Origin of the sequence: Dactylosporangium sp. NPDC005555 (assembly GCF_040605635.1) — a bacterium.
In the GTDB taxonomy this organism is placed as follows: Bacteria; Actinomycetota; Actinomycetes; order Mycobacteriales; family Micromonosporaceae; genus Dactylosporangium.
The window spans coordinates 200117-223535 of record NZ_JBEXDG010000003.1; the positions used below are offsets into that span (position 1 = coordinate 200117).

Genomic DNA, 23419 nt, shown 5'->3' on the forward strand with positions numbered 1-23419 from the left:
GCCACGCCGCGGCCGGCGCTCGCCCGGAACCGGATGACCGGCCTGCGGGTGGGCAGGCCGGTCACGAGTCCGCAGCCGGGCGACCGCCGAGCCCGGAGCCGCCCGGCCGAACAACCAGGACCGAACAACCAGGACCGAACAGCCGGAACCAGACGCCCCATCGACCGCCCGGCCCGGAGCCGCCCGGCCCGAAGCTGCCCGACCTGAGCCGCCCGGCCGAACGACCAGGACCGAACAGCCGAGATCACAAACAGCCCGCCGGCCGAACGGCCAGGGCCGGGGCGACCCCGTCGACGGGCGTCCCCAGCCCGACCGGGAACTAGTGGTCCGCGGCGTTCCAGTCGCGGCCCGAGCCGACCGACACGCCCAGCGGGACGTCGAGCGGGTAGGCGGCGCCCATGTGCTCGCGGACGAGGGACTCCACGGCGGCGTGCTCGCCCGGGGCCACCTCGAACACCAGCTCGTCGTGGACCTGCAGGAGCATGCGGGACCGCAGGCCGGCGGCGCGCAGGGCCGCGTCCACGTGGAGCATGGCGACCTTGATGATGTCGGCGGCAGAGCCCTGGATCGGTGCGTTGAGGGCCATCCGCTCCGCCATCTCGCGGCGCTGCCGGTTGTCGCTGTTGAGGTCCGGCAGGTAGCGCCGGCGGCCGAGGACCGTCTCGGTGTAGCCGTCACGGCGGGCCTGCACGACGATCTTGCGCAGATAGTCGCGGACGCCGCCGAACGTGGCGAAATACTCCTCCATGAGGACCGTGGCCTCGGCCGGGGTGATGCCGAGCTGGGAGGCCAGCCCGTAGGAGGACAGACCGTAGGCCAGGCCGTAGTTCATCGCCTTGATCTTGCGGCGCTGGTCGGGGACGACCTCGGCGGCCGGGATCGCGAAGACCGACGACGCGGTCGCGGCGTGGAAGTCGAAGCCGGAGTTGAAGGCCTCGATCAGCGCCTCGTCCTTCGACAGGTGGGCCATGATCCGCATCTCGATCTGGCTGTAGTCGGCGGTGAGGAGGGACTCGTAGCCCTCGCCGACGACGAAGGCGCGGCGGATCCGCCGGCCCTCCTCGGTGCGGATCGGGATGTTCTGCAGGTTGGGGTCGGTGCTGGAGAGCCGGCCGGTGGCCGCGACCGTCTGGAAATAGGTGGTGTGGATGCGGCCGTCGTCGCTGGTCGACTTGAGCAGCCCGTCGACCGTGGTCTTGAGCTTGGCCACGTCGCGGTGGCGCAGCAGGTGCTCCAGCAGCGGGTGTTCGGTCTGCTTGTGGAGACTGGTCAGGGCCTCGGCGTCGGTGGTGTAGCCGGTCTTGATCCGCTTGGTCTTCGGCAGGCCGAGCTCGTTGAACAGGATCTCCTGCAACTGCTTGGGCGAGCCGAGGTTGAACTCCCGGCCGACCACCTGATAGGCGCCCTGCGCGGCGGCCTTGACGTCGCTGGCGAACTGCGACTCCAGCTCGCTGAGATAGTCGGTGTCGGCGGCGATGCCGACCCGCTCCATCTCGGCGAGGACCGTGACGAGGGGCAGCTCGACCTCGGCGAGCAGCCGGGCGGAGGAGTCGCCGTCGCGGCGCAGCTCCTCCGAGATCGCGTCGGCGAGGTCGAGGGTGGCCCGGGCGCGGAGCATGAGATTCTCCTCCGCTTCGCCGGTGTTGTCGCCGAGGCCCTCCAGCGCGAGCTGCCCGGTGTCCGGGGCGTCGACCCGCAGCTCCCGCTTGAGATAGCGCAGCGCCAGGTCATTGAGGTCATAGGAGCGCTGGTCGGGGCGGGCCAGATAGGCCTCGATGGCGGTGTCGCTGGCGACGCCCCGCAGCTGCCAGCCGCGGGCGCCGAAGCCGAGCCGGGCGGGCTTCACGTCGTGCAGGACCTTGGGCCGGTCCTCGGCGGCGAGCCACTCCCCCACGGCGGTGTCGTCGGCGGCGTCGAGCTCGGTCGGGTCGAACCAGGCGGCCGGGCCGTCCGCGACGGCGAGGCCGATCCCGGTGACCTCGCCGGTGCCGCGGCCGAACTTGCCGGCGACGGCGACGCCGACCCGGGTGCCGACGGGCGCGTGCTCGCTGAGCCAGGCGCCGACGCCGTCGCCCTCGCCGCTGCGCAGGATGCTGCCGGACAGGTCGAAGCCGCTCTCGGCCTCCGGCTCGACGGCGTCGAGATACTGATAGAGCCGGTCGCGCAGGATGCGGAACTCGAGGGCGTCGAAGACCTGGTGCACCGCCTCGCGGTCCCAGCCGCGCCAGCGCAGCTCCTCGGGGGCCATCGGCAGCTCGAGGGTGTCGACGAGACCGTTGAGCTCATAGTTGCGCATGACGTCGGCGAGGTGGGCGCGCACGCTCTCACCGGCCTTGCCCTTGATCTCGTCGACCCGGGCGATGATCCCGTCGAGGTCGCCGAACTGCAGGATCCACTTGGCGGCGGTCTTGTCGCCGACGCCGGGGACGCCGGGGAGGTTGTCGCTGTCCTCGCCGACGAGGGCGGCCTTCGCCCGATAGAGCGACGGCGGGATGCCATAGCGCTCCTCGACCTTGGCGGGGGTCATGCGGTCCATCTCGGAGACGCCGCGCTTGAGATAGAGCACCGTCACGAGCTCGTTGACCAGCTGGAAGGCGTCGCGGTCGCCGGTGATGATCGAGGTCGGGATGCCCTCGGCGACGGCCTCGCGGGCCAGCGTGGCGATCACGTCGTCGGCCTCATAGCCCGGCTTCTCGATGAAGGGGATCCGCAGCGCGTTGAGGATCTCCTTGATCAGGTCGAGCTGGCCGGAGAACTCGGGCCGGGTCGTGGAGCGGTTGGCCTTGTATTCCGCATACTTCTCGAGGCGGAACGTCTGGCGGGACACGTCGAAGGCGACCGCCACGTGCGTGGGCTTCTCGTCCCGCAGCATGTTGATCAGCATCGACGTGAAGCCGAAGACGGCGTTGGTCACCTGTCCCGTCTTCGTGGAGAAGTTCTCCACGGGGAGGGCGAAGAACGCCCGGTAGGCGAGGGAGTGCCCGTCGAGCAGCAGGAGCCTGGTGTCCTCTGTTGAACCCGTCACACTACGAGCCTAGTCGGGGGGTATGACACTTCTCAGCGCAGACCCCGTGCCGTGGCGCGGCGAAGCGCGTCCGCGCCGTGGCGCGACAAAGCGCGTCCCGCGACGGTTGCGAACAGGAAGATTACGACTGCGCAACTTCCTGGTACGTGTTGGGCCGAAGGCCTAGTGCCAGCTCCTGAGTTTCATTAGGTTCTGCCCCTATCAGCGTCTTGGCATCTAGGCGCAACCACGCCTACCGCGCTGTAAAAAGGAGACAGGTGATGATCCGCCCCAACCTCGCATGGCGCTCGGTCGCCGTGCTGAGCGCTGCCGTTCTGGCACTCAGCGCATGTGGTGACGATGCAGATAGCCCCAGCACGGGCGCAACCACCGGTGGCGCCGCACCCGGCGACGGTGTGCTGAAGATCGGCACGATCCTGCCGCAGACCGGTTCGCTGGCCTTCCTCGGCCCTCCGGAGTTCGCCGGCGTCGACGTCGCGATCAAGGAGATCAACGCCAACGGTGGCGTCCTGGGCAAGCCCGTCACGATCCAGCACATGGACTCGGGCGACACCTCCACGGACATCGCCACCCAGTCGGTCAACAAGCTCCTCACGGACAAGACCGATGTCATCATCGGTGCCGCCTCGTCGTCCGTCTCGCTGTCCGTGATCGACAAGATCACCGGCGCGGGCGTGGTCCAGATCTCGCCGGCCAACACGTCGACGGCGCTGACCACCTACAACGACAAGGGCCTCTACTTCCGGACCGCTCCGCCGGACACGCTGCAGGGCCGCGTCCTCGGTGACCTGATCGTCCAGGACGGCAACGCCACCACCGGCATGCTGGTCCTCAACGACTCCTACGGCACCGGGCTCGCCGAGAACGCCAAGGCGGAGATCGAGAGCGGCGGCGGCAAGGTCGCCGTGTCGGTGACCTACGACCCGAAGGCCGCCGACTTCTCGGCCGACGTGGCGAAGATCAAGGCCGCCAACCCGGACGCGATCGCGATCATCGGCTTCGACGAGACCAAGAAGATCGTCCCCAAGCTGATCGAGGCCGGCCTCAAGAGCAAGAAGTGGTACTTTGTGGACGGCAACATCGCCGACTACTCGAAGGACTTCGCTCCCGGCACGCTGACGGGCTTCAAGGGCACCCAGCCCGGCGCCGCGACCAAGGACGACTTCAAGAAGCGCGCCCTTGAGATCAACAAGGACCTGAAGGACTGGAACTACGCCGTCGAGTCCTACGACGCCACCATCCTCGCGGCCCTCGCGGCCCTCGAGGCCGGCAGCGACAACCCGGCCGAGATCGCGAAGCACCTGATCACCGTCTCCAAGGGCGGCGAGAAGTGCACGGACTTCAAGTCCTGCGCCGACCTGATCAAGGCCAAGAAGGACATCGACTACGACGGCCTGAGCGGCCCGATCTCCTTCAACGACGCCGGCGACCCGGCCGAGGCCACCATCGGTGTCTACACCTACGACGCGAACAACAAGCTCACGTCGGACGTGAAGTACCAGACCGGCAAGATCTGATCTGAATAAACCGGAAAGGGCCCCACCGCGGAAGCGGTGGGGCCCTTTTCCATGCGTGCGATACAACAAATATCCCGCGCCCCCTTCCGGGGGCGCGGGATAGCAAAAACGATGGTTCAGGCGCGCGCGAGCGTACCCAGGTACAACTCGATCACCCGCGGGTCGTTGATGAGGTCCTGACCCGAGGCGGTGTAGGCATTGCGACCCTGATCGAGCACGTAACCGCGGTCGCAGATCTGCAGGCACCGGCGGGCGTTCTGCTCGACCATCACGACCGTCACGCCGGTCGAGTTGATCTGCTTGGTCCGGAAGAACACCTCGTCCTGCAGCGCCGGCGAGAGGCCCGCCGAGGGCTCGTCCAGCAGCAGGACGGTCGGCTCCATCATGAGCGCACGGGCCATGGCGACCATCTGCCGCTCACCGCCCGACATGAGCCCGGCCCGCTGCTTGCGCCGCTCGGCCAGGGTCGGGAACAGCTGGGTCACGAAGTCGAAGCGCTCCTTGTAGCGCTTCGGCTTCAGGAACGTGCCCATCTGCAGGTTCTCTTCGATGGTGAGCGCGGCGAACACGTTGTTGTTCTGGGGTACGAAGCCGATGCCCCGCTCCACCAGCGCGTGCGCCTTGAGGTTGGTGATGTTCTCCCCGCGCAGGGTGACAGCCCCCGAGCGGATGTTGACCAGGCCGAACATGGCTTTCAGAAGGGTCGACTTGCCGGCGCCGTTGGGGCCGATGATGCCCACGAGCTCGCCGTCGTGCACGTACAGGTCAGCGCCGTTGAGGATGTTGACGCCGGGCAGGTACCCCGCGGTGACATCGTCGGCCCGCAGGACCGCCCCGTCCGCGTGCGCCAGGTGGTCGCCACGGTCGAGGATCTCGTTGCTGGCGACCGGAGCCTCGTCCTCGATCGAATCGGTCATGCCGTCACCTCCGCTTCGCTGCGGCGCCGGCCTGACCCGAACCCGCGCTGATGATGCCCGATCACTCCGCTACGCTCCGGATCGGTCATGCCGGCCCCCTCTTCGTGACGTCGTCGGGTGACGCGGCGAGCTCGTCGACGGCCCCGATGAGCGTCACATCGCCGCCGGACTCGTCCAGCGTCGAGGCGTCGACCTCCTCGCCGCCGACGGTCTTGACCGCGCCGTCGTGGTGGGCGCCCAGGTAGGCGTCGATCACGCGCGGGTCGGCCATGACCTTGTCCGGGGTGCCCTCGGCGATGACGCCGCCCTGCCCCATGACGATGATCCAGTCGCTGATGTCGTGGACCATGTCCATGTCGTGCTCGACGAACAGCACGGTCATGCCGTCCTCGCGCAGCTGCTTGACATGGCCGAGCAGCGACTGCGTCAGCGCCGGGTTGACCCCGGCCATCGGCTCGTCGAGCATGACCATCTCCGGCTGCACCATGAGGGCCCGCGCCATCTCCAGGAGCTTGCGCTGGCCGCCGGAGAGGCTGCCGGCGAAGTCGTCCCGCTTGGCGATGAGCTTGAAGCGGGTGAGCAGGTCCTCCGCGCGGGCGGTGACCTCCGCCTCCTGCTGCTTCCAGGTGCCGGGCAGCAGCGCGCGCCAGAAGCTCTCGCCGCGCTGCCCGGTGGCGCCGAGCCGCATGTTGTCGATGACCTTGAGCTTGGACAGGGCCTTCGTGAGCTGGAAGGTGCGGACCATGCCGGCCCGGGCGACCTTGTGGGCCGCGACCCCCGACAGCGACCGGCCGTTGAACGTCCACGAGCCCTCGTCGGGCGCGTCGAAGCCGGTGAGCAGGTTGAAGAAGGTCGTCTTGCCGGCGCCGTTGGGGCCGATGAGGGCCGTGATGGAGCCGCGCTGGATCTCGACGTGCTTGACGTCGACGGCGGTGAGGCCGCCGAAGCGGCGGATCACGTTGTCGGCGACGAGGATCGGATCGGGCTTCGGGACGCCGGGCTCGCACGGCAGACCGGCCAGGGCCTGCACGGCTCGCGTCCGGGCGGCCCGATCGGACTTCTCAACGTCCATCGAGCATGACCTCCCTCTTGTCGCCGAAGATGCCCTGCGGCCGGTAGATCAGCAGCAGGATGAGGCCGAGACCGACCAGGATGTACCGGACCGAGCCGGCCTGCGAGGTGGTCATGAGCCAATCCGGGAAGACCTTGTTGTTGGACGCCTCGCTGAGCGTGGAGTCGATGAAGACCAGCAGCACCCAGAAGATCATCGAGCCGACGACCGGGCCGAAGACGCGGGCCGCGCCGCCGAGGATGACGATGGTGTACGCGAAGAACGTGAACTCCGTGCCGTACGTGTCCGGCTGGACCGCCGCCCGGTCGAGGGCGAAGACGAAACCACCGAGGGCACCGATGACGCCACCGAGGACCAGCGACTGCATCTTGTACGAGAAGACGTTCTTGCCGAGGCTGCGCACGGCGTCCTCGTCCTCCCGGATCGCCTTCAGCACACGACCCCACGGGCTGCTCATGAGCAGGTACACCACGAGGCAGCTGAGCGCGACGAGGACCCAGCCGACCAGCAGGATCCACAGCTCACGGTCGGTGAACGTGATGAGTCCCAGGTCGAGGCCCTTGCTGCCGGCGAACGGGTTGAGGGCGTAGAAGTCCTGCGAGAAGCTCTGCAGGCCGTCCGAGGCACCGGTCCACTTGCGCAGGTCGGTGGCGCGGTAGAAGAGCCGGATGATCTCGGCCGCGGCGATCGTGACGATGGCCAGATAGTCCGCGCGCAGGCGCAGCGTCGGGATACCGAGCAGCAGCGCGAGGACCACCGCCGCGGCCAGGCCGATGGCGACGCCGAGCCACAGTGACAGGCCGAAGGTGGAGACCGTGATCGCGATGCCGTAGGCACCGACGCCGAGGAAGGCGGACTGGCCGAAGTTGAGCAGGCCAGTGTAGCCGAAGTGGACGTTGAGGCCGATGGCCGCGAGGGCGTAAGCAATGGTCGTGGAACCGATGATGGCTTCCAGCGACACGCTGAAGATACTGCTCCAGTTCATGGTCGTCCCCTCAGCCGATCCGGGCCCGGCGACCGAGGATGCCCTGCGGCCGGAAGAGCAGGATCACGATCAGCACCCCGAGGGCGCCCACGGACTTCAACTCGGTCGGGATCCACAGCGTGGAGATCTGGATGAACAACCCGATGACGAGGCTGCCGAGCAGCGCGCCCCAGGCCGTGCCGAAGCCGCCGAGGGTCACCGCGGCGAAGATCAGCAGCAGGATCTGGAAGCCCATCTGGAAACCGACGCCCTGGAAGGTGCCGAGGATGACACCGCTGAGCGCGGCGAGGCCGCCGCCGATCGTCCAGACCAGCCGGATGATGCGGTCGACGTTGATGCCGGACGCGGCGGCGAGCGCCGGGTTGTCGGCGACCGCACGGGTCGCCTTGCCCAGCCGGGTGCCGACCAGCGCGAAGGACACCGCCGCGAGGACCACGAGGGCGACGCCGTCGGCGATCAGGTTCTTCGGCGCGATCAGGAACGGGCCGTACTGCACGCCCGCCTGGGAGTTGTAGTCGGCGAAGTTGCGCGACTCGCCGCCGAAGAAGTACAGGAAGACGTAGCGCACCAGCAGCGACAGACCGATCGAGATGATCATCATGGTCACCAGGTTGGTGCGGCGCTTGCGCAGCCAGCCCCAGAACGCGCGGTCCTGGAAGTAGCCCATGGCGGCGCCGATGGCCACCGAGATGATCCCGGACAGCACCAGCGGCATCCCGATCGTCACGTTGAACAGGAACGTGAGCAGACCGCCGAAGGTGACCATCTCGCCGTGGGCGAAGTTGGTCAGGCCGGTGGTGCCGAAGATCAGCGAGATGCCGAGCGCCGCGAGCGCGATGATCAGCGAGAAGTGCAGGCCGGAGTACAGCAGGTCGGCGAACCGGTCGAACGACGAGCCTCCCCCGCTGTCGTTCGTGCCGGGCTGGTTGCCGCCACCGATCGTCGTGCCGGACGGGCCGAGCGGGAACAGCACGTTTCGTGCCTGCCCGTCAGCGACGGTCGGGGTCAGGCTGGGCCGGTTGTTGGTCAGGCCGACCCCGGCGGGCAGCGAGGCTACATCGAGGTCCACCTTGTAGGTGCCCGGACCGGTGACCGGGATACTCCACTTGCCCTGCTCGTCGGATGTGGCCTCACCGGCGGGCGCGCCGTCCTGGGTGGACGCTTTGATCTTCACACCGGCGACCGGAGCGCCGTTGTTCGTCAACGTCCCCTGCAGCGCTTCCCCTTCGGCCCATGCGCTTGTGGCGCCCAGGCCGAAGGAAAGCATCACGCAGGCCAGGAAGGCCGTGAGCATGATCACGGCTCTACGCAATGGTGCTCCTCGAATAACTCATGGCGGCAATCCGTCCCGACCCTCGGGACTGGCGGATCATAGCCCGCGCCACAAGCCGATTGAGCGCCGTTACCAAGCCGTTATTCGAGTCAAGGCTTTACCTGCACAGACAGGCCTTGCGCAGGTAAAAGGTCAGGACTCAGGGGTTACGGTGCTGTTACCGGTGGCGGTTTCCGTGATGATCCGATCGGCCACTTCCCGCATGGTCATTCGGTGGTCCATCGCGGTGCGCTGAATCCATTTGAACGCCTGCGGCTCGTTCATCGAGTAGGTCGCCATGAGCTGCCCCTTGGCCCGCTCGACGACCTTGCGGGTCTCCAGGCGGTCGGTCAGCGTGGCGACCTCCTCCTCGAGCACCGCCAGCTCCGCGAAGCGCGACACCGCGATCTCCACGGCCGGCACCAGGTCGCTCTTCTGGAACGGCTTCACCAGATAGGCCATCGCGCCCGCGGCGCGCGCCCGCTCGACCAGGTCCCGCTGGCTGAACGCGGTGAGGATGACGACCGGCGCGAGACGGGCGCCGGCGATCTTCTCCGCGGCGGCCAGCCCGTCCATGATCGGCATCTTGATGTCCATGATGACCAGGTCGGGCTTGAGCTCCTCAGCGAGACGGACGGCGGTCTCGCCGTCGCCGGCCTCGCCGACCACGTCGTAGCCCTCCTCGACGAGCATCTCGCGCAGGTCGAGGCGGATGAGCGCCTCGTCTTCCGCGATGAGCACCCGGCGGCTCTGTGCCTCGGCCACGCGCAACTCCCGATCCGACTCGACGAACCTGACTGACACGACTGACGGCGGTTACCGCCGCGATCAGACTAATGGGTACCCTGGTGCGGCGTACTCGTCCCGGTATCCCAATCGGCAGAGGAACGGAGCTCAAACCTCCGACAGTGTGGGTTCGAATCCCACCCGGGGCACGCACGACCCACCCGTCACGGCAGGATCACCGGCTCCGCGCCGGCGGTCAGCAGGTCCAGTCCGGCGCCGCTGACGACCTGCGCCGGCTGGCGGTCCCGCCCGAGGATCGCGGCCAGCCGCCCGACAGGCAGCCTGTCCGCGGCGGGAGAAGCCGCAAAAACCACGTTGCCGAAGCGCTGGCACCGCAGGAGTTCCGGACGCACCAGCAGGCACAGGTCGCCGAAGGCGGTGCGCAGCGTGGCCGCCTGCCCCCGGGAGAACGCCAGTGGCGCGAGGTCCGCGACGTTGACCGCGTAGACCCCGTCCGGGCGCAGGACCCGGGCCACCTCCGCGGCGAACGTGACGTCCGACACGCTCAGCGGCATCTCCGCGGCGTCGTACACGTCGCCGATCACCAGATCATAGGAAAAGCCGGGAATTCCGGCCACGACCGAGCGGGCGTCGCCGAAGACGAACGAGACGCCCGACGGGTCGGCCAGCGGCAGCACACGCTGCACGAACTCGGCCAGCTGCCGGTCCCGCTCGACGATCACCTGCGTGGAGCCGGGCCTGGTCGCGGTCACGTACCGCGGCATCGTGAAAGCACCACCGCCGAGGTGCAGCACGGTCAGCGGCCGCCCCTGCGGCGCCATGGTGTCGATGACCGCGGCGATGCGCCGGGCGTATTCGAAACGCAGATGCGTCGGATCGGCCACGTCGACGTAGGACTGCTGGACCTCCTCGAACAGCAGCGTCCAGCCGCCCTTGCGACGCGGGTCGCGCACGAGCCTGGCGCTGCCGAACTCGGTGCGCTCGCCGATCCCGTCGATGACCTCGCGCCATCCACCCATCTAGGCGGGCGCCTCGTCCACGACCTCGACGGGTGCGCCATCGGCATACCGGGCGGCGAACAGCGGCTTGGCCTTCTCGACCTCCGAGGTGCCGACGACGACGACCCCGCGCACGAAGTCCGACGACACGCTGTTGACGTGCACACCCTGCTCGGCCCAGTAGGTGTTGTCGTCGTTGACCTGCGCATACCGCTTCGCCAGCTCGGCGGCGGAGAACTTCGCCTCGTGCACGATCACGCACGACGTGGCGAACGTGGCGGTGATCCACGTGTCGAGATCGGCGGACGGCTTGCGGTAGACCTCGACACCGTCGTCGCCGACCCGGGCGCCGGCGAACACGGCCGCGAAGTCGGCCTCGCCCTTCGTCCCGATCTGCGCGGCCACCTCGACAGGGTCCACGGACGCGGACGCGCCGCACCCGGCGGTCTTCACGAGGCCCGCGGCGCCCGATGAGGCGGACGAGGACGGATCGGCCGAGGCGGAACATGCCGTCAGGCCGAGGAGCAGCGTCACCACCAGTACACGTCGCATCGCAGTCCAACCTACCGGAGCGCAGAGGGCGCACCGCGCCCGCTCCGGTAGGTAGGGCGGAGCGACCCCACCACAAGCCAAACAGGCGAATACCTCAGTTGCGGCGCTTCCGGGCCGAACCGAAGGGCATGGACGGCACCACCATCATCCGCGGCATCGACGACGTCGTCGATGCCCGTGCCGTCACCACCGTCTTCCAGCCGATCGTGCGGATGGACCCGTGGCGCCGCCACCGCCCCGAGGTCGTCGGCTACGAGGCGCTCACCCGCGGTCCGGCCGGCACCCCGTGGGAGGCGCCGACCGACCTGTTCCAGGCCGCCGGCCAGGCCGGGCGCCTCGCCGAGCTCGACTGGGTCTGCCGGGCCACCGCCTACCGGGCCGCGATCAACGCCGGCCTGCCGCTCGGCCTGACCCTGTTCGTCAACGCCGAGCCCGCCGCGCTCGGCGTGCCGTGCCCGCCCGACCTCGCCCCGACGATCCTCGACGCGCAGCTGCGGCTGCGGGTGGTCGTCGAGATGACCGAACGGGCCATCGCCGACGACCCCGCCGCCCTGCTCACCGCCGCCGAGGCGTGCCGCGGCTCCGGCTGGGGCGTCGCCCTGGACGACGTCGGCGCGGAGCCCGCGTCCCTGGCGGTCATGCCGTTCGTGCACCCGGACGTGGTCAAGGTCGACCGGCACCTCACCCAGCAGCCCGACGGTGCCTACGCCGCCCGGGTCGTCAACGCGATCGTCGCGTACGCCGAACGCACGGGCGCCGCGGTCCTCGCCGAAGGGGTCGAGACCCGCGAGCACGTCGCCACCGCCCTGGGCGTGGGCGCGACGCTCGGCCAGGGCTGGCTGTTCGGCCGGCCGGGCCCGCTGCCGGCGGACGTCGCCGAGCGCAGCGCCACCCTGCCGGTGCCGTTCGTCGCCCCTCCGGCCGGGACGGGGACGAGGACGCCGTATGAGATCGTCGCCGCGCGCCGCCCGACGGCCGAGGCGACGAAGCGGATGCTCATGCCGCTCAGCCGGTACCTGGAGGAGAAGGCCCTCGACGCCGCGGAGCCGCCGATCCTGCTCGGCTGCTTCCAGGAGGCCAGGTTCCTGACCGCCCGGACCGCCCGCCGGTACGCCACCGTCGCGCGGACCGCCGCGCTGGTGGGCGCCCTCGGCACCGAGATCCCCAGCGCACCGGTGCCGGGGGTCAGGGGCGCCGCGATCCCCACCGACGACCCGCTGCGCGGCGAGTGGAACGTCGTGGTCGTCGGCCCGCACTTCGCCGGCGCGCTCGTCGCGCGGGACCTCGCCGACGACGGTCCCGACGCCGACCGCCGCTTCACCTACGCCCTCACGTACGACCGCGACCTCGTCCTCGAAGCGGCCCGTGCGCTGCTGCACTGGATCGTGCCAACATAGGCTGCTATGAAGCGGTTGGCGCTCGTCGTGGTGGTCGCCCTGCTCGCCGGCTGCTCCGGCACCACGAAGGACAAGACCGGCGACAACCCGGTCAAGCTGCGGGTCGAGCTGACGCAGGGCCGGGTCGACGAGGTCCGGCACACGGTGCAGATCTCCATGCGCAACGACGGCCCCGCCAAGGTCACCGTCGAGCGGGTCGAGCTGCGGGCGCCGTCGTTCAAGGGCGTCGGGCCGGTCACCGTCGACGCCCCGCTGCCCGTCGGCGGCCTGCGCGTCGACGTGCCGGTCTCCTACGGCACGGGGGTCTGCCAGGGCGACGAGCTCAAGCCGCGCAGCGCCGCCGCATTCGTCGGTTTCGCCGTCCGTACCGAGGACGGCAGGCTGCACGATCTCCGGCTGCCGCTGCCCGACCCCGACCCGATGCTCGACAAGCTCCTTGCCATCGACTGTCAGCAGGCGTACCTGGACCGCCAGGTGACCCTGACGTTCGGCCCGTGGACGCACCTGCCCAGCGGCTGGCTCAACGGCACCGTGATCCTGAAGCGGGCCGGCTTCACCGGGACGGTCACCCTGCAGGAGTTCGTCGGCAGCATCCTGCTGGAGGTCCTGCCGCTGCCGGCCCGGGAGCAGACGCCGAAGCCGTACGCCGTGCTGCAACCCGGCCAGAACGAGATCAGCATCCCGATCGTGGTCGACGGCGAACGATGCACTCCCCATGCCCTCGCGGAGATCAAGAAGCCCTACGTGTTCCCCGCCTGGCTCAGCCTCGACGGCGGCCCGCCGCTGTACACGGAGCTGAAGATCACGGATGCGGAGCGTGACGCGTTCAAGCCGGTCATCGACGCCTGCGCCGCCAACCGCACCGAGATGTAGCCACCAATTTTTAAGCCAGACTTAGGCCAGTTGCGATGGGGTACGGCGGGTGCCATGCTCCAGAGCCATGTCCGAGGTCGGTGAGCGCGTTCGCGCTGCGTTACCCGCGGTCGCGCTGCTGACCCTGGGGACCGCGGCCGTCCTCGGGCTGTCCACGCTGGCCGGGATCGCCGCCGCGCCGCCGGTCTGGCAGGTCGTGCTGACCCTCGTGGCGGGGCTGCTCCTCGGCGTCGCCGCCACCGACCAGGTCCGCGCCGCGCTCACCGACTGGCAGGGCGCCACCGCGGCCGAGTCCGGCTCGCACCGCCGCACCCGCCGCGCCGCGGGCACCCCGGAGCCGGCCTCCGCGGACGAGCCGGCGCACCCGGACGACCGGACGTCCACGGGCCGGCAGCAGCGGCCCGTACACCTCGAAAAGCCGCCGGAGAAGCCGGCGGAGAAGCCGGCCAGGCCCCGCCCGGAGCGCCCCTCGTGGCCCCGGATCGGGATCATCGCGCTGGTCACCGCGGTCCTCGTGGCCCTGCTGTGGGTGCCGCAGATGCCCGTCCACGGCGTCGCCGCGGCGATCTTCACGTTCGTGTTCGGGTATGCGGCGTACGCGCTGCCGGTCCTGCCGCTACTGCTGCTCTGGCCGCTGCCGCGCCTGCCGCGGGCCACCTGGCCGTGGCAGCTGCCGCTCGTGCCGTTCGTCGACCGGCGGTTGTGGACCGGCGCCGAGCTGCGCGACCTGGCGGTCGCCACCGTGCAGTACCTCCGCGAACGGGTCCTCACCCGCACGACCGGCATCGCCCTGGCCACGCTCGGGCTGCTGCACCTCGTCCGGGGCAACCCGAGCCTGCTCGACGGCGGCACGTCCCGCGCCGGCGGGATCGCCGGCTGGCTGCTCGCCGAGCCCCTGCGGCTGATCCTGTCCACCGGCGGCGCGATCGGGCTGCTCGGCGGGATCCTCATCGGCGCCGCCGCGGTCATCGCCGCGTCGGTCGGCCGGGCCTGGGGCACCGTCGCGGGCTACGCCGTCCTCGCCGTCGCGGTCGCCGTGCCCCTGCTCGGCACCGGCGCCGGGCACTGGCTGGGCTTCGAGTACTACCTGCGCACCGAGCAGGGCAAGGTCGTCGTCGTGGCGGGCCTGTCCCCGTCGCACCGGCAGGCGGTCCACGACACCGCCGTCGGCGTCGACGGCCTGTCGCCGTCGCTGCTCGCGCTGCTCGACAAGGGGCTGCAGGTCACGGGCAACGACGACGGCGACCGGATCGCGCGCGCCCTCGCCGACCCGTCCAAGGCCGCCGCGGAGATGTTCGTCGGCGACCAGTTCGAGCTCAAGGCCGGCGAGTGCTTCGACTGGATCGGCGGGTCGTCGCAGCTGCGCTACGTGACGCCGTGCAACGCCGCGCACATCGGCGAGGTCACCTACGTCGGGCACCTGCCGTTCCTCGCCGACCCGGGCCGCGAAGCCGTCGACGCGGCGGCGAAGGCGGTCTGCGAGCAGTCCTACGGCGCGTACCTCGGTGTGCCGTACGGCGAGTCGTTCCTGCCCCTGGACAAGCCGATGCTGCCGCCGGACTGGACGGAACGCCCCGTGATCGCGTGCTCCGTCGGTGCCGTCGGGCCGTGGACGCTGAAAGACACGAAGACCGTCGCGGCGCTGCAGCAGAAGGTGCCGTGGGGTGCCGCCGCCGGCTGCAAGGTCGAGGTGCCGGACGCGCTGCGGATCACCGCGGAGCAGCCCAACACCCGCTGTGTCGCGCCGGGCCCGGAGCAGCGGCTCGCGGTGCAGGGCGGCGGCTTCACCATGGACCTGGAGTTCGCCGCGATCGGCAAGGCCGCCGGCGGCGCCAAGATCGGTGCCGCCTGCCTCGACGGCGCGGACCTGGGCAACGGCTACACGTTCGAGGTCGGCGCCGACGGCGTCATCCAGATCGACAAGCTGGTCGGCGGGCAGCCCACGAAGCTCGCCGCGTCGGCGAAGCCCAAGAACGCCGGCCCGCCGCCGACCGCCTCGACGCCGCTGCAGGTGACCTGCAAGCCGACGGCGGACGGCGGGATGGAGCTGACCGCCTTCTCCACCGGCAACCGCAAGGCGGCCGCGGTCGACAAGACCAACCCGGTGACCCGCCTCTCCCCCAGGCTCATGCTGTCCAACGCCGGCGCCGGCGGCGTCGTCATGACCGCCATGATCTTCAGCGCAACCCGCGTCTGAGGCGCAGTCGGTGGCCTGCGGGCACTGCACGATCTCGCCCTCTTCGGTCTGCGGGCGGGGAGAGCGGTCACGGCGGGGATCATGGCAGCCTCGCTTCAGAAAGCGAACATTCGCTCTATAATCGCGGCATGCCCCGCGTTTCCGAAGCCCATCTCGCCGCCCGCCGTGAGCAGATCATCGACGCGGCGACCCGCTGCTTCCTGCGCAACGGCTTCCATCAGACGTCCATGCAGGACGTCATCAAGGAGGCGGGGCTGTCGGTCGGGGCGTTCTACCGCTACTTCGACAGCAAGTCCGCGCTGATCAAGGCCATCGCCGGCGAGAAGATCGGCATCGTGCAGGCGACCGCGGACCACCTGCTGCGGCAGGATCCCGCGCCGCCCGTGCTCGTGGTGATCGACGACCTGCTGCGGCAGATCGACATCAACCTCACCGACGACGGCACGGTCCGCATCGCCGTGCAGGTGTGGGGCGAGGCGGTGCACGACCCGGAGTTCGCCGCGCTGATCTCGGAGATCTACGGCCGGATCCGCGGCAACGCGGTCGCCCTGGCCCGGCGCGCCCAGGAGAACGGCCAGCTGGCGGCGGACGTCGACCCGGTCCCGATCGGCGCGGCGATCTTCGGGCTCATCCAGGGGTACATCCTGCAGCGCGTCCTCATCGGGGAGGTCGACCGCGAGTCGTACGTGAGCGGCATCGGCACCCTGATGGGGGCCGGCCCCGAGGACCGGCCCCCTCGGGTCACGACTGGTTGATCTTCACGTCGTCGACGCCGGCCTCCACCAGGCTGGCGGTGCCGGAGTCGTTGGCCTCGACCAGGATCCGGACCGACTGGCCCGCGTAGGCGTTCAGGCCGACGCTCGCCGACGCCCAGGCACCGGCCCGGTTCGACGCGGCGCCCGCCTGGGTGAACACGGTCGTCGTGGTGCTGCCGACGATCCGCACCCGCAGGTAGTCGGCGCTGGTGGCGTTGTCGAGGTGCGCCAGGTACCAGGAGAAGGTCAGCGTCAGCGTGCCCGTCGACGGCAGGGTGATCGCGGGCGAGCGGATGCTGGTGACCCCGCCGTCCACGTCGTAGGTGCCGGCGCTGCTGCCCGCCGCCGCGCCCGTGACCAGGTCGAAGGAGCCGCTGACGGTGGTGCCGAGCTGCAGCGCGACGCCGGAGCTGGTGGCGGCCGGGTCGGCCCGCTCGAATGCGCCCGCCGTGGCGGTGTCGGTGCCCGACGGGTTGACGGTCCAGCCGGTCGCCGTCTCGAACGTGTCGCTGTAGACGGTGCTGCCGGGCGGTGTCGTCGGCGCGGTCGTCAGCGTCCACACCGCGTACGCGATGGCGTCGCTGTTGCGGTCCAGGGCGGTGTCGTCGATGTTGGCGGTGGTGTCGCAGGCGCGGTGGTAGCAGACGTCGAACGCGGTGCCGGACGTGCCGCCCCACTTCGTCGCCTGCGCCGCGGTCTTGCGGCCCTCCGCGCCGGTGAAGATGCCGCCGGCGGGGATGCCCGCGGCGATGAACGGGCCGTAGTCGGAGCGGCCGTCGAAGTCGGTGCCCTCGGTCGGCACGCCGATCGACGTGAAGTAGTCCTGCAGCGTCTGCTCCAGGGCGGCCGAGCCGGCGGGGCCGGGGCCTGAGCCGACGCCGTCGGAGTTGTCGCCGTCGTAGAGGAAGTAGCCGGGGTTCGGCGAGCCGACCATGTCGAAGTTGAGGTACGCCTTGATCTTCGCCTTCTCCGCGGCGGGCAGGCTGTTGACGTAGGCGGTCGAGCCGCGCAGCCCGAGCTCCTCCGCGCCCCACCAGCCGAAGCGCAGGTGCTTCGTGGTGCTCAGCGACCGCCGGGACACCTCGAGCGCGACCTCGAGGTTGGCCGAGGAGCCGGAGCCGTTGTCGTTGATGCCCGGGCCGGCGGTGACGCTGTCCAGGTGCGCCCCGACCATGACGACGTTGTCCGCGTCGCCGCCCGGCCAGTCCGCGATCAGGTTGTAGCCGGTGGCACCGTTGTACGTGAACGACTGCACCACGGTGGTGTACCCGGCGGCGTCGAGCTGCCCCTTCACGTAGTTGACCGAGGCCAGGTAGCCGGGGCGGCCGTGGGCGCGGTTGCCGCCGTTGGCGGTCGCGATGCTCTGCAGCTGGGTCAGGTGCGCCTTGACGTTGGTGACGGAGATGTCCGGCGCGGCGGCGAGCAGGATCTTCGCCGGCGCGGCATCCGCGGTGGCGGGCAGTGAGGCGGCGGCGAGGACCGCCACCACGGCCGCGGCACAGAGCTTCTTCACGTGAGCTGCTCCCAGGGGGTCGAGGGGGTCCCGACCGCAATGGTCCCGGCGGCCATCGAAATCCGTCAAGGTCTCGATTCGCCCATACCATCGATCCGCGCATATGGTGCCGGGCATGAACGAACCTTCAGGCACCTCACGGCGGGCCGTCCTGGCCGTCGCGGCGGCCGCGGCGGCGGCACCCTTCGTCGCCGGCGCAGAGGCCTCCGCGGCGCCTTCGAAAGAACCCAGGACCTGGGACCTCACGCTGCTGGGCACGTCGGACACCCACGGCAACGTCTACAACTGGGACTACTACAAGGACGCCGAGTACGACGACAGCGCCCACAACGACATCGGCCTGGCGAAGGTCGCCACGCTGGTCAACCAGATCCGGGCCGAGCGGCGCGGGAAGGCGACGCTGGTCCTCGACGCCGGCGACACGATCCAGGGCACCCCCCTGGCGACGTACTACGCGAAGCAGGAGCCGATCACCACGACCGGCGAGAAGCACCCGATGGCACGGGCGATGAACGTCATCGACTACGACGCCGTCACCCTCGGCAACCACGAGTTCAACTACGGGCTGCCGCTGCTCGCGTTGTGGATCAGGCAGCTGGGCTTCCCCGCCCTGGCCGCCAACGCGGTCAACGTGAAGACCGGGCGGCCGGCGTTCGTGCCGTACGTCATCAAGAAGGTCGACCTGGGCCACGGCGCGCCGAACCTGCGGGTCGGCATCCTCGGGCTCACCAACCCGGGCGTCGCCATCTGGGACCGCGCCAACGTCGAGGGCAAGCTGCGCTTCGACGACCTGATCGCGACCGCGAGGAAGTACGTGCCCGAGATGCGCCGCCGCGGCGCCGACATCGTGCTCATCTCCGCGCACGGCGGCGACAGCGGCACGTCCAGCTACGGCCCGGAGCTGCCCAACGAGAACCCGACGGCGCTCATCGCCCAGCAGGTCCCCGGCATCGACGCGATCCTCTTCGGCCACGCGCACGCCGACATCCCGCAGCGCTTCGTCACCAACACCGCGACCGGCGCGCAGGTGCTGACGTCGGAGCCGTCGAAGTGGGGCCAGCGGCTCACCCGGATGGACTTCCAGCTCAGCCGCGACCGCAACCGCTGGACGATCACGTCGAAGGCGGCCACGACGCTCAACACCAACACGGTCGAGGCGGACCCGAAGGTCCTCGCCGTGGTGCGCGCGCAGCACAACAAGACCGTCGCCTACGTCAACCAGGTCGTCGCCCGGTCGACCGAGACGCTGTCGGCGGCCGAGTCCCGCTACAAGGACACGGCGATCCTGGACTACATCAACAAGGTCCAGACCGACACCGTCACCGCCGCGCTCGGCACCGCGCTGCCGGTGCTGTCGATCGCCGCGCCGTTCTCGCGGACCGCGGTGTTCCCGGCCGGCGACGTCAAGATCAAGGACGTGGCGGGGCTGTACATCTACGACAACACCCTCGAGGCGGTCGTGCTGACCGGCGCCGAGGTCCGCGCCTACCTGGAGTACTCGGCGAAGTACTTCGTCACGCTGCCGGTCGGCGCGCCGGTCGACCCGGCGACGATCAGCGACCCGGCCGTGCCGGACTACAACTACGACGTGATCTCCGGCGTCGAGTACGACATCGACATCAGCAAACCCGTCGGGCAGCGCATCACCAGGCTGGTGCACCCCGGGACCACCACGCCGGTCGGCGACGCCGAGCAGTTCGTGGTCGCGGTCAACAACTACCGGCGCTCCGGCGGCGGCAACTTCCCCGGCATCGTCAAGCCGCAGGCGTACAACGCGCAGCAGGAGATCCGGCAGCTGCTGATCGACTGGGCGCAGGCGAAGGGATCCATCAATCCGGCTGACTTCTCCGTCCCGAACTGGCGGCTCGTGCGGGAGAACGTGCCGGTGTTCGCGTGACGCCATAGTCTGGGCGGCATGCAGCAACGGATCTTAGGACGGACCGGTGCCCCGGTCGGCGTGGTCGGGCTCGGCGCATGGCAGCTCGGCGCCGACTGGGGCGAGGTCGACGAGGACCAGGCACTCGCGACCCTGGCCGCCGCGCACGAGGCGGGCGTGACGTTCATCGACACCGCCGACGTGTACGGCGACGGCCGCAGCGAACGCCTCGTCGGGGCCTTCATCAAGGACCGGCCCGGCATCACGGTCGCCACCAAGATGGGCCGTCGCGTGCCGCAGGAGGCCGACCGGTACAACCTGGACAACTTCCGCGCGTGGAACGACCGGTCCCGGGAGAACCTCGGCGTCGACACCCTCGACCTGGTCCAGCTGCACTGCCCGCCGTCGGAGGTCTACTCCACCGACGAGGTGTTCGACGGCCTCGACCTGATGGTGTCCGAAGGCCGGATGAAGGCCTACGGGGTCAGCGTCGAGACGGTCGCGGAGGCGCTGACCGCCATCGCCCGGCCCGGCGTCGCCACCGTGCAGATCATCTTCAACATGCTGCGGCTCAAGCCCCTCGACGACGTCCTGCCCGCCGCGGAGAAGATGGGCGTCGGCATCATCGCCCGCGTCCCGCTCGCCAGCGGCCTGCTGTCCGGGCGCTACGACGAGCACACCACGTTCGGCGCCGACGACCACCGCACCTACAACCGGCACGGCGAGGCGTTCGACCAGGGCGAGACGTTCTCCGGCGTCGACTACGCCACCGGCCTCGCCGCGGTGCGGAAACTCGCCCCGCTCAAACCCGAGGGCCTGACGATGGCGCAGTTCGCGCTGCGCTGGATCGTCGACCACCCGGCCGTCTCGGTGGTCATCCCGGGCGCCCGCAACGGCGGGCAGGCCCTGGCCAACGCGGCCGTCGCCGGCGCCGAGCCGCTGCCCGCCGCCACCCACGACGCGGTCCGCGAGGTCTACGACGAGCTCGTCCGGGCCGGGGTGCACAGCCGATGGTGAGCCCTGACACGGCCCGCGCCGGCGAGGTGCGCCCCGGCGACACGATCGGCGTCGAGGAGGAGTTCCACGTCGTCGACGTCGAGACCGGCGACCTGTCGCCCTCCGCCCGGCGGATCCTGCGCGGTGCGGACGCCGAGCCGGAGCTGCACCGGTCGATGGTCGAGACGGCCACCGCCGTGCACACCGACCTGACCGGGCTGCGCGCCGACCTGATCGAGAAGCGCCGCTCCCTCGTCGAGTCCGCCGCCAGGCACGGCCTGGCCGTCGTCGCCGCCGGCTCGGTCCCCGGATCCGGCGCCGGCCCCAGCCACGTCTACCCGGACGAGCGCTACGAGCGGATGGCCGCCGAATACCGGCAGCTCGTCGACGAGCAGCAGGTCGCCGCCTGCCAGGTGCAGGTCGGCGTGCCCGACAAGGACCTCGCCGTGCGGATCACCCGGCGGATCCGGGAGTGGCTGCCGGCGCTGCTCGCGCTCAGCGTCAGCTCGCCGTACTTCGCCGGGCAGGACACCGGGTACGCCTCCTACCGCACGGTCGTCACGTCCCGCTGGCCGACCGTCGGCCCGCCGCCGGACGTGGCGACCGCCGCGGAGTACCAGCGGGTCGTCGACACGCTCGTGGAGAGCGGCGTGATCAGCGACGCCGGGATGATCTACTTCGACGCCCGGCCGTCGGCGCGGTATCCGACGGTCGAGGTGCGGGTCGCCGACTCGTGCCCGCGGGTCGACGACGCGGTGCTGCTCGCCGCGCTCGCCCGGGGCCTCGTCACCGTCGCCGCCGAGGAGGACGCCGCCGGCCGGCCGCTGCCGGAGGCGCCGCAGGTGCTGCTGCGGGCCGCGACGTGGCGGGCCGCCAGGTCCGGGCTCAGCGGCCACCTCGTCGACCCCGCGACCCGCTCCGCGCTGCCCGCGAACGCCCGCGTCGACGCGCTGCTGGCACACGTCCGGCCCGCGCTGGAGGCCCGCGGCGAGTGGGAGATCGCCGTCGACCTCCTCGAGGACCTGCGCGGCCGCGGCACCTCCGCCACCCGGCAGCGAGCGCTCCGGGCCTCCCCCGAGGACGCGCGGGAGGTCGTACAGTCGCTGGCGAAGGAAACGGCGGAAGGAACCGGATGACCCCGACGGCACTGCGCGGGCTGCTGGTCGACTACGGCGGGGTCCTGACCACCGACGTGTTCGCCTCCTTCGACGCGTTCTGCGCGCGGGAGGGGCTGCCCGCGGGGACGGTCCGGAACCTCTTCCGCGAGGATCCGCAGGCCCGCTCGCTGCTCGGCGGCCTGGAGGACGGCACGCTGCCGGACGCCGGGTTCGAGGCCGGGTTCGCCGCGCTGCTCGGCGTGCAGGCCGCGGGCCTCATCGAGCGGCTGCTCGGCGCCACCACCGCGGACGTGGCGATGCTCGACTTCGTCCGCGCCGCCAGGGGGCGCGGCATCCGCACCGGGCTGATCTCGAACTCGTGGGGTTCGCAGCGGTACGACCGGATCCTGCTCGACGAGTTGTTCGACGGGATCGTGATCTCCGGCGACGTCGGCGTGCGCAAACCGGACCCGGCGATCTACGTGCTGGGCGCGGCCGCGATCGGCCTGCCGCCGCGGGAGTGCGTCTACGTCGACGACCTGCCCGGCAACCTGAAACCGGCGCGGGAGCTCGGCATGACGACGGTCCGGCACCGCACCCCGGACGAGACCCTGCCGATCCTGGAGGCGTGCCTGTCATGAGGCGGCGCACGCTCGTGCTCGGCGGTCTCGGCGCCGCCGCCCTGCTCACCGCGTGCGAGTCCGACGGCGCCGAGGCGACCGGGACGCTGCGGATCGCGACCGGCAGCACGGGCGCGGTCTACTACGCCTACGGCACGGCGATCGCGGCCCTCGCCAAGCGGTACCTGCCGAACGTGCGCGCGAGCGTCCTGACCACGAACGCGTCGAAGGAGAACGTCGGCGCGATCCTGGCCGGCACCGCCGAGGTCGGCTTCACCCAGGCCGACACCGCCGGCGAGGGCAACCGCAACGCCCCGGGGCAGCTCGCCGCCCTCGCCCGCATCTACGACGACTACGTGCACCTCGTCGTCGCCCACGACAGCCCCATCCAGAGCGTCGCCGACCTGCGCGGCAGGACGGTGTCCGTCGGCGCGGCCGGCTCCGGCACCGCCGGCACCGCCGACCACATCCTCGACGTCGCCCGCGGCGGCCTGAAGGCGAGCATCGTCCAGCGCCCGCTCAATCTCGACGACTCGGTCAAGGCGCTGAGGGCCGGCCAGATCCAGGCGTTCTTCTTCTCCGGCGGCCTGGCCGTCGGCCTGATCCAGCAGCTGGCCAAGGAGTTCCCGATCCGGCTCGTCGACCTCGCCACGCTCGTGCAGCCGCTGCGGGACGACTTCGGCGAGTACTACGCGGAGCGGGTCGTGCCGGCCTCGGCGTACAAGGGCATCGACCCCGTCGTCTCGATCGGCATCGCCAACTACCTCGTCGTGCGGGACACGATGCCGGAGCCCCTCGCGTACGGCGTGACCCGGCTGCTCTTCGAGGGCCGCGACGAGCTCGCCAAGGCGCACCAGGCGGCGGCCCGGCTCAACATCCGCTCCGCGATCAGCACCCCGCCGCTGCCGCTGCACCCGGGCGCCATGCGCTACTACCGCACCCAGAAGGCCTGACCGGCGCGTTGACGGTT

Annotated in this window: 19 protein-coding genes and 1 tRNA gene; 11 read left to right on the forward strand and 9 right to left on the reverse strand. The window is 70.6% G+C overall.

What is annotated here, in order from left to right; genetic code table 11:
• Positions 1 to 319: 319 nt before the first annotated feature.
• A complete protein-coding gene (polA, locus tag ABZS58_RS05225) occupies positions 320 to 3025 on the reverse strand; it encodes a DNA polymerase I (protein WP_354777777.1) in 2706 nt (901 codons plus the stop codon).
• A 260-nt stretch (positions 3026 to 3285) separates the two neighbouring features.
• On the opposite strand from polA, the gene ABZS58_RS05230 reads away from it, so the two are divergent.
• Entirely contained in the window at positions 3286 to 4542 is a 1257-nt protein-coding gene (locus ABZS58_RS05230; RefSeq protein ID WP_354777779.1) for an ABC transporter substrate-binding protein, read from the forward strand.
• A 116-nt stretch (positions 4543 to 4658) separates the two neighbouring features.
• Here the strand turns inward: ABZS58_RS05230 and ABZS58_RS05235 are convergent, their stop codons facing one another.
• The 5 genes from ABZS58_RS05235 to ABZS58_RS05255 form a co-directional block, all read right to left on the reverse strand.
• Entirely contained in the window at positions 4659 to 5459 is an 801-nt protein-coding gene (locus ABZS58_RS05235) for an ABC transporter ATP-binding protein (RefSeq protein WP_354777781.1), read from the reverse strand.
• 85 nt (positions 5460 to 5544) lie between these two features.
• Positions 5545 to 6531 (reverse strand): ABC transporter ATP-binding protein, encoded by a 987-nt coding sequence (locus tag ABZS58_RS05240; protein WP_354777783.1) that lies wholly within the window; start codon positions 6529 to 6531, stop codon positions 5545 to 5547.
• A complete protein-coding gene (locus ABZS58_RS05245) occupies positions 6521 to 7516 on the reverse strand; it encodes a branched-chain amino acid ABC transporter permease (protein WP_354777785.1) in 996 nt (331 codons plus the stop codon). The genes ABZS58_RS05240 and ABZS58_RS05245 overlap by 11 nt, the downstream gene beginning before the upstream one ends.
• A gap of 10 nt (positions 7517 to 7526) precedes the next feature.
• Complete coding sequence (locus ABZS58_RS05250; RefSeq protein WP_354777787.1) at positions 7527 to 8828, reverse strand: branched-chain amino acid ABC transporter permease; 1302 nt, start codon at positions 8826 to 8828, stop codon at positions 7527 to 7529.
• 153 nt (positions 8829 to 8981) lie between these two features.
• Positions 8982 to 9593, reverse strand: a complete 612-nt coding sequence (locus ABZS58_RS05255; RefSeq protein WP_354777789.1) for a response regulator — start codon at positions 9591 to 9593, stop codon at positions 8982 to 8984.
• A 96-nt stretch (positions 9594 to 9689) separates the two neighbouring features.
• Between ABZS58_RS05255 and ABZS58_RS05260 the strand changes: the two genes are divergently transcribed.
• Positions 9690 to 9763 (forward strand) — tRNA-Leu (locus ABZS58_RS05260).
• Between the two features lie 15 nt (positions 9764 to 9778).
• On the opposite strand, the gene ABZS58_RS05265 is transcribed toward ABZS58_RS05260, so the two are convergent.
• Positions 9779 to 10594: a fused MFS/spermidine synthase gene (locus ABZS58_RS05265; RefSeq protein ID WP_354777791.1), complete on the reverse strand. Its 816-nt coding sequence runs from the start codon at positions 10592 to 10594 to the stop codon at positions 9779 to 9781.
• A complete protein-coding gene (locus ABZS58_RS05270; protein WP_354777793.1) occupies positions 10595 to 11125 on the reverse strand; it encodes a hypothetical protein in 531 nt (176 codons plus the stop codon).
• A gap of 98 nt (positions 11126 to 11223) precedes the next feature.
• Here ABZS58_RS05270 and ABZS58_RS05275 point away from each other — a divergent pair, with 98 nt between their 5' ends.
• The 4 genes from ABZS58_RS05275 to ABZS58_RS05290 all read left to right on the forward strand — a co-directional run bounded on the left by ABZS58_RS05275 (position 11224) and on the right by ABZS58_RS05290 (position 16347).
• Positions 11224 to 12522, forward strand: a complete 1299-nt coding sequence (locus ABZS58_RS05275) for an EAL domain-containing protein (RefSeq protein ID WP_354777794.1) — start codon at positions 11224 to 11226, stop codon at positions 12520 to 12522.
• 6 nt (positions 12523 to 12528) lie between these two features.
• Positions 12529 to 13395 (forward strand): hypothetical protein, encoded by an 867-nt coding sequence (locus ABZS58_RS05280; protein ID WP_354777796.1) that lies wholly within the window; start codon positions 12529 to 12531, stop codon positions 13393 to 13395.
• Positions 13396 to 13462: 67 nt separating this feature from the next.
• A complete protein-coding gene (locus ABZS58_RS05285; protein ID WP_354777797.1) occupies positions 13463 to 15592 on the forward strand; it encodes a hypothetical protein in 2130 nt (709 codons plus the stop codon).
• A gap of 128 nt (positions 15593 to 15720) precedes the next feature.
• Positions 15721 to 16347: a TetR/AcrR family transcriptional regulator gene (locus tag ABZS58_RS05290; RefSeq protein ID WP_354777799.1), complete on the forward strand. Its 627-nt coding sequence runs from the start codon at positions 15721 to 15723 to the stop codon at positions 16345 to 16347.
• Here the strand turns inward: ABZS58_RS05290 and ABZS58_RS05295 are convergent.
• Entirely contained in the window at positions 16334 to 17836 is a 1503-nt protein-coding gene (locus ABZS58_RS05295; RefSeq protein ID WP_354778048.1) for a M28 family peptidase, read from the reverse strand. The genes ABZS58_RS05290 and ABZS58_RS05295 overlap by 14 nt on opposite strands.
• A 139-nt stretch (positions 17837 to 17975) precedes the next feature.
• Here ABZS58_RS05295 and ABZS58_RS05300 point away from each other — a divergent pair, with 139 nt between their 5' ends.
• Genes ABZS58_RS05300 through ABZS58_RS05320 form a run of 5 tightly spaced genes read left to right on the forward strand, consistent with a single transcriptional unit; the run spans position 17976 to position 23402 of the window.
• Entirely contained in the window at positions 17976 to 19757 is a 1782-nt protein-coding gene (locus tag ABZS58_RS05300) for a 5'-nucleotidase C-terminal domain-containing protein (RefSeq protein ID WP_354777801.1), read from the forward strand.
• An 18-nt stretch (positions 19758 to 19775) separates the two neighbouring features.
• Entirely contained in the window at positions 19776 to 20753 is a 978-nt protein-coding gene (locus ABZS58_RS05305) for an aldo/keto reductase (protein WP_354777803.1), read from the forward strand.
• Entirely contained in the window at positions 20747 to 21868 is a 1122-nt protein-coding gene (locus ABZS58_RS05310) for a glutamate--cysteine ligase (protein ID WP_354777805.1), read from the forward strand. Before ABZS58_RS05305 ends, ABZS58_RS05310 begins: the two co-directional genes overlap by 7 nt.
• On the forward strand, positions 21865 to 22470 hold the full coding sequence (locus tag ABZS58_RS05315; protein ID WP_354777807.1) for an HAD family phosphatase: 606 nt from the start codon (positions 21865 to 21867) through the stop codon (positions 22468 to 22470). The genes ABZS58_RS05310 and ABZS58_RS05315 overlap by 4 nt, the downstream gene beginning before the upstream one ends.
• Positions 22467 to 23402: a TAXI family TRAP transporter solute-binding subunit gene (locus tag ABZS58_RS05320; protein ID WP_354778050.1), complete on the forward strand. Its 936-nt coding sequence runs from the start codon at positions 22467 to 22469 to the stop codon at positions 23400 to 23402. Before ABZS58_RS05315 ends, ABZS58_RS05320 begins: the two co-directional genes overlap by 4 nt.
• The last annotated feature ends 17 nt before the right edge of the window (positions 23403 to 23419 follow it).

Excerpts from the sequence above, each read along its gene's own strand:
- ABZS58_RS05230 (WP_354777779.1), top strand. The coding sequence starts at position 3,286 with ATGATCCGCCCCAACCTCGCATGGCGCTCGGTCGCCGTGCTGAGCGCT.
- ABZS58_RS05235 (WP_354777781.1), bottom strand. The coding sequence starts at position 5,459 with ATGACCGATTCGATCGAGGACGAGGCTCCGGTCGCCAGCAACGAGATC.
- ABZS58_RS05240 (WP_354777783.1), bottom strand. The coding sequence starts at position 6,531 with ATGGACGTTGAGAAGTCCGATCGGGCCGCCCGGACGCGAGCCGTGCAG.
- ABZS58_RS05245 (WP_354777785.1), bottom strand. The coding sequence starts at position 7,516 with ATGAACTGGAGCAGTATCTTCAGCGTGTCGCTGGAAGCCATCATCGGT.
- ABZS58_RS05265 (WP_354777791.1), bottom strand. The coding sequence starts at position 10,594 with ATGGGTGGATGGCGCGAGGTCATCGACGGGATCGGCGAGCGCACCGAG.
- ABZS58_RS05270 (WP_354777793.1), bottom strand. The coding sequence starts at position 11,125 with ATGCGACGTGTACTGGTGGTGACGCTGCTCCTCGGCCTGACGGCATGT.
- ABZS58_RS05280 (WP_354777796.1), top strand. The coding sequence starts at position 12,529 with ATGAAGCGGTTGGCGCTCGTCGTGGTGGTCGCCCTGCTCGCCGGCTGC.
- ABZS58_RS05285 (WP_354777797.1), top strand. The coding sequence starts at position 13,463 with ATGTCCGAGGTCGGTGAGCGCGTTCGCGCTGCGTTACCCGCGGTCGCG.
- ABZS58_RS05290 (WP_354777799.1), top strand. The coding sequence starts at position 15,721 with ATGCCCCGCGTTTCCGAAGCCCATCTCGCCGCCCGCCGTGAGCAGATC.
- ABZS58_RS05300 (WP_354777801.1), top strand. The coding sequence starts at position 17,976 with ATGAACGAACCTTCAGGCACCTCACGGCGGGCCGTCCTGGCCGTCGCG.
- ABZS58_RS05305 (WP_354777803.1), top strand. The coding sequence starts at position 19,776 with ATGCAGCAACGGATCTTAGGACGGACCGGTGCCCCGGTCGGCGTGGTC.
- ABZS58_RS05310 (WP_354777805.1), top strand. The coding sequence starts at position 20,747 with ATGGTGAGCCCTGACACGGCCCGCGCCGGCGAGGTGCGCCCCGGCGAC.
- ABZS58_RS05315 (WP_354777807.1), top strand. The coding sequence starts at position 21,865 with ATGACCCCGACGGCACTGCGCGGGCTGCTGGTCGACTACGGCGGGGTC.
- ABZS58_RS05320 (WP_354778050.1), top strand. The coding sequence starts at position 22,467 with ATGAGGCGGCGCACGCTCGTGCTCGGCGGTCTCGGCGCCGCCGCCCTG.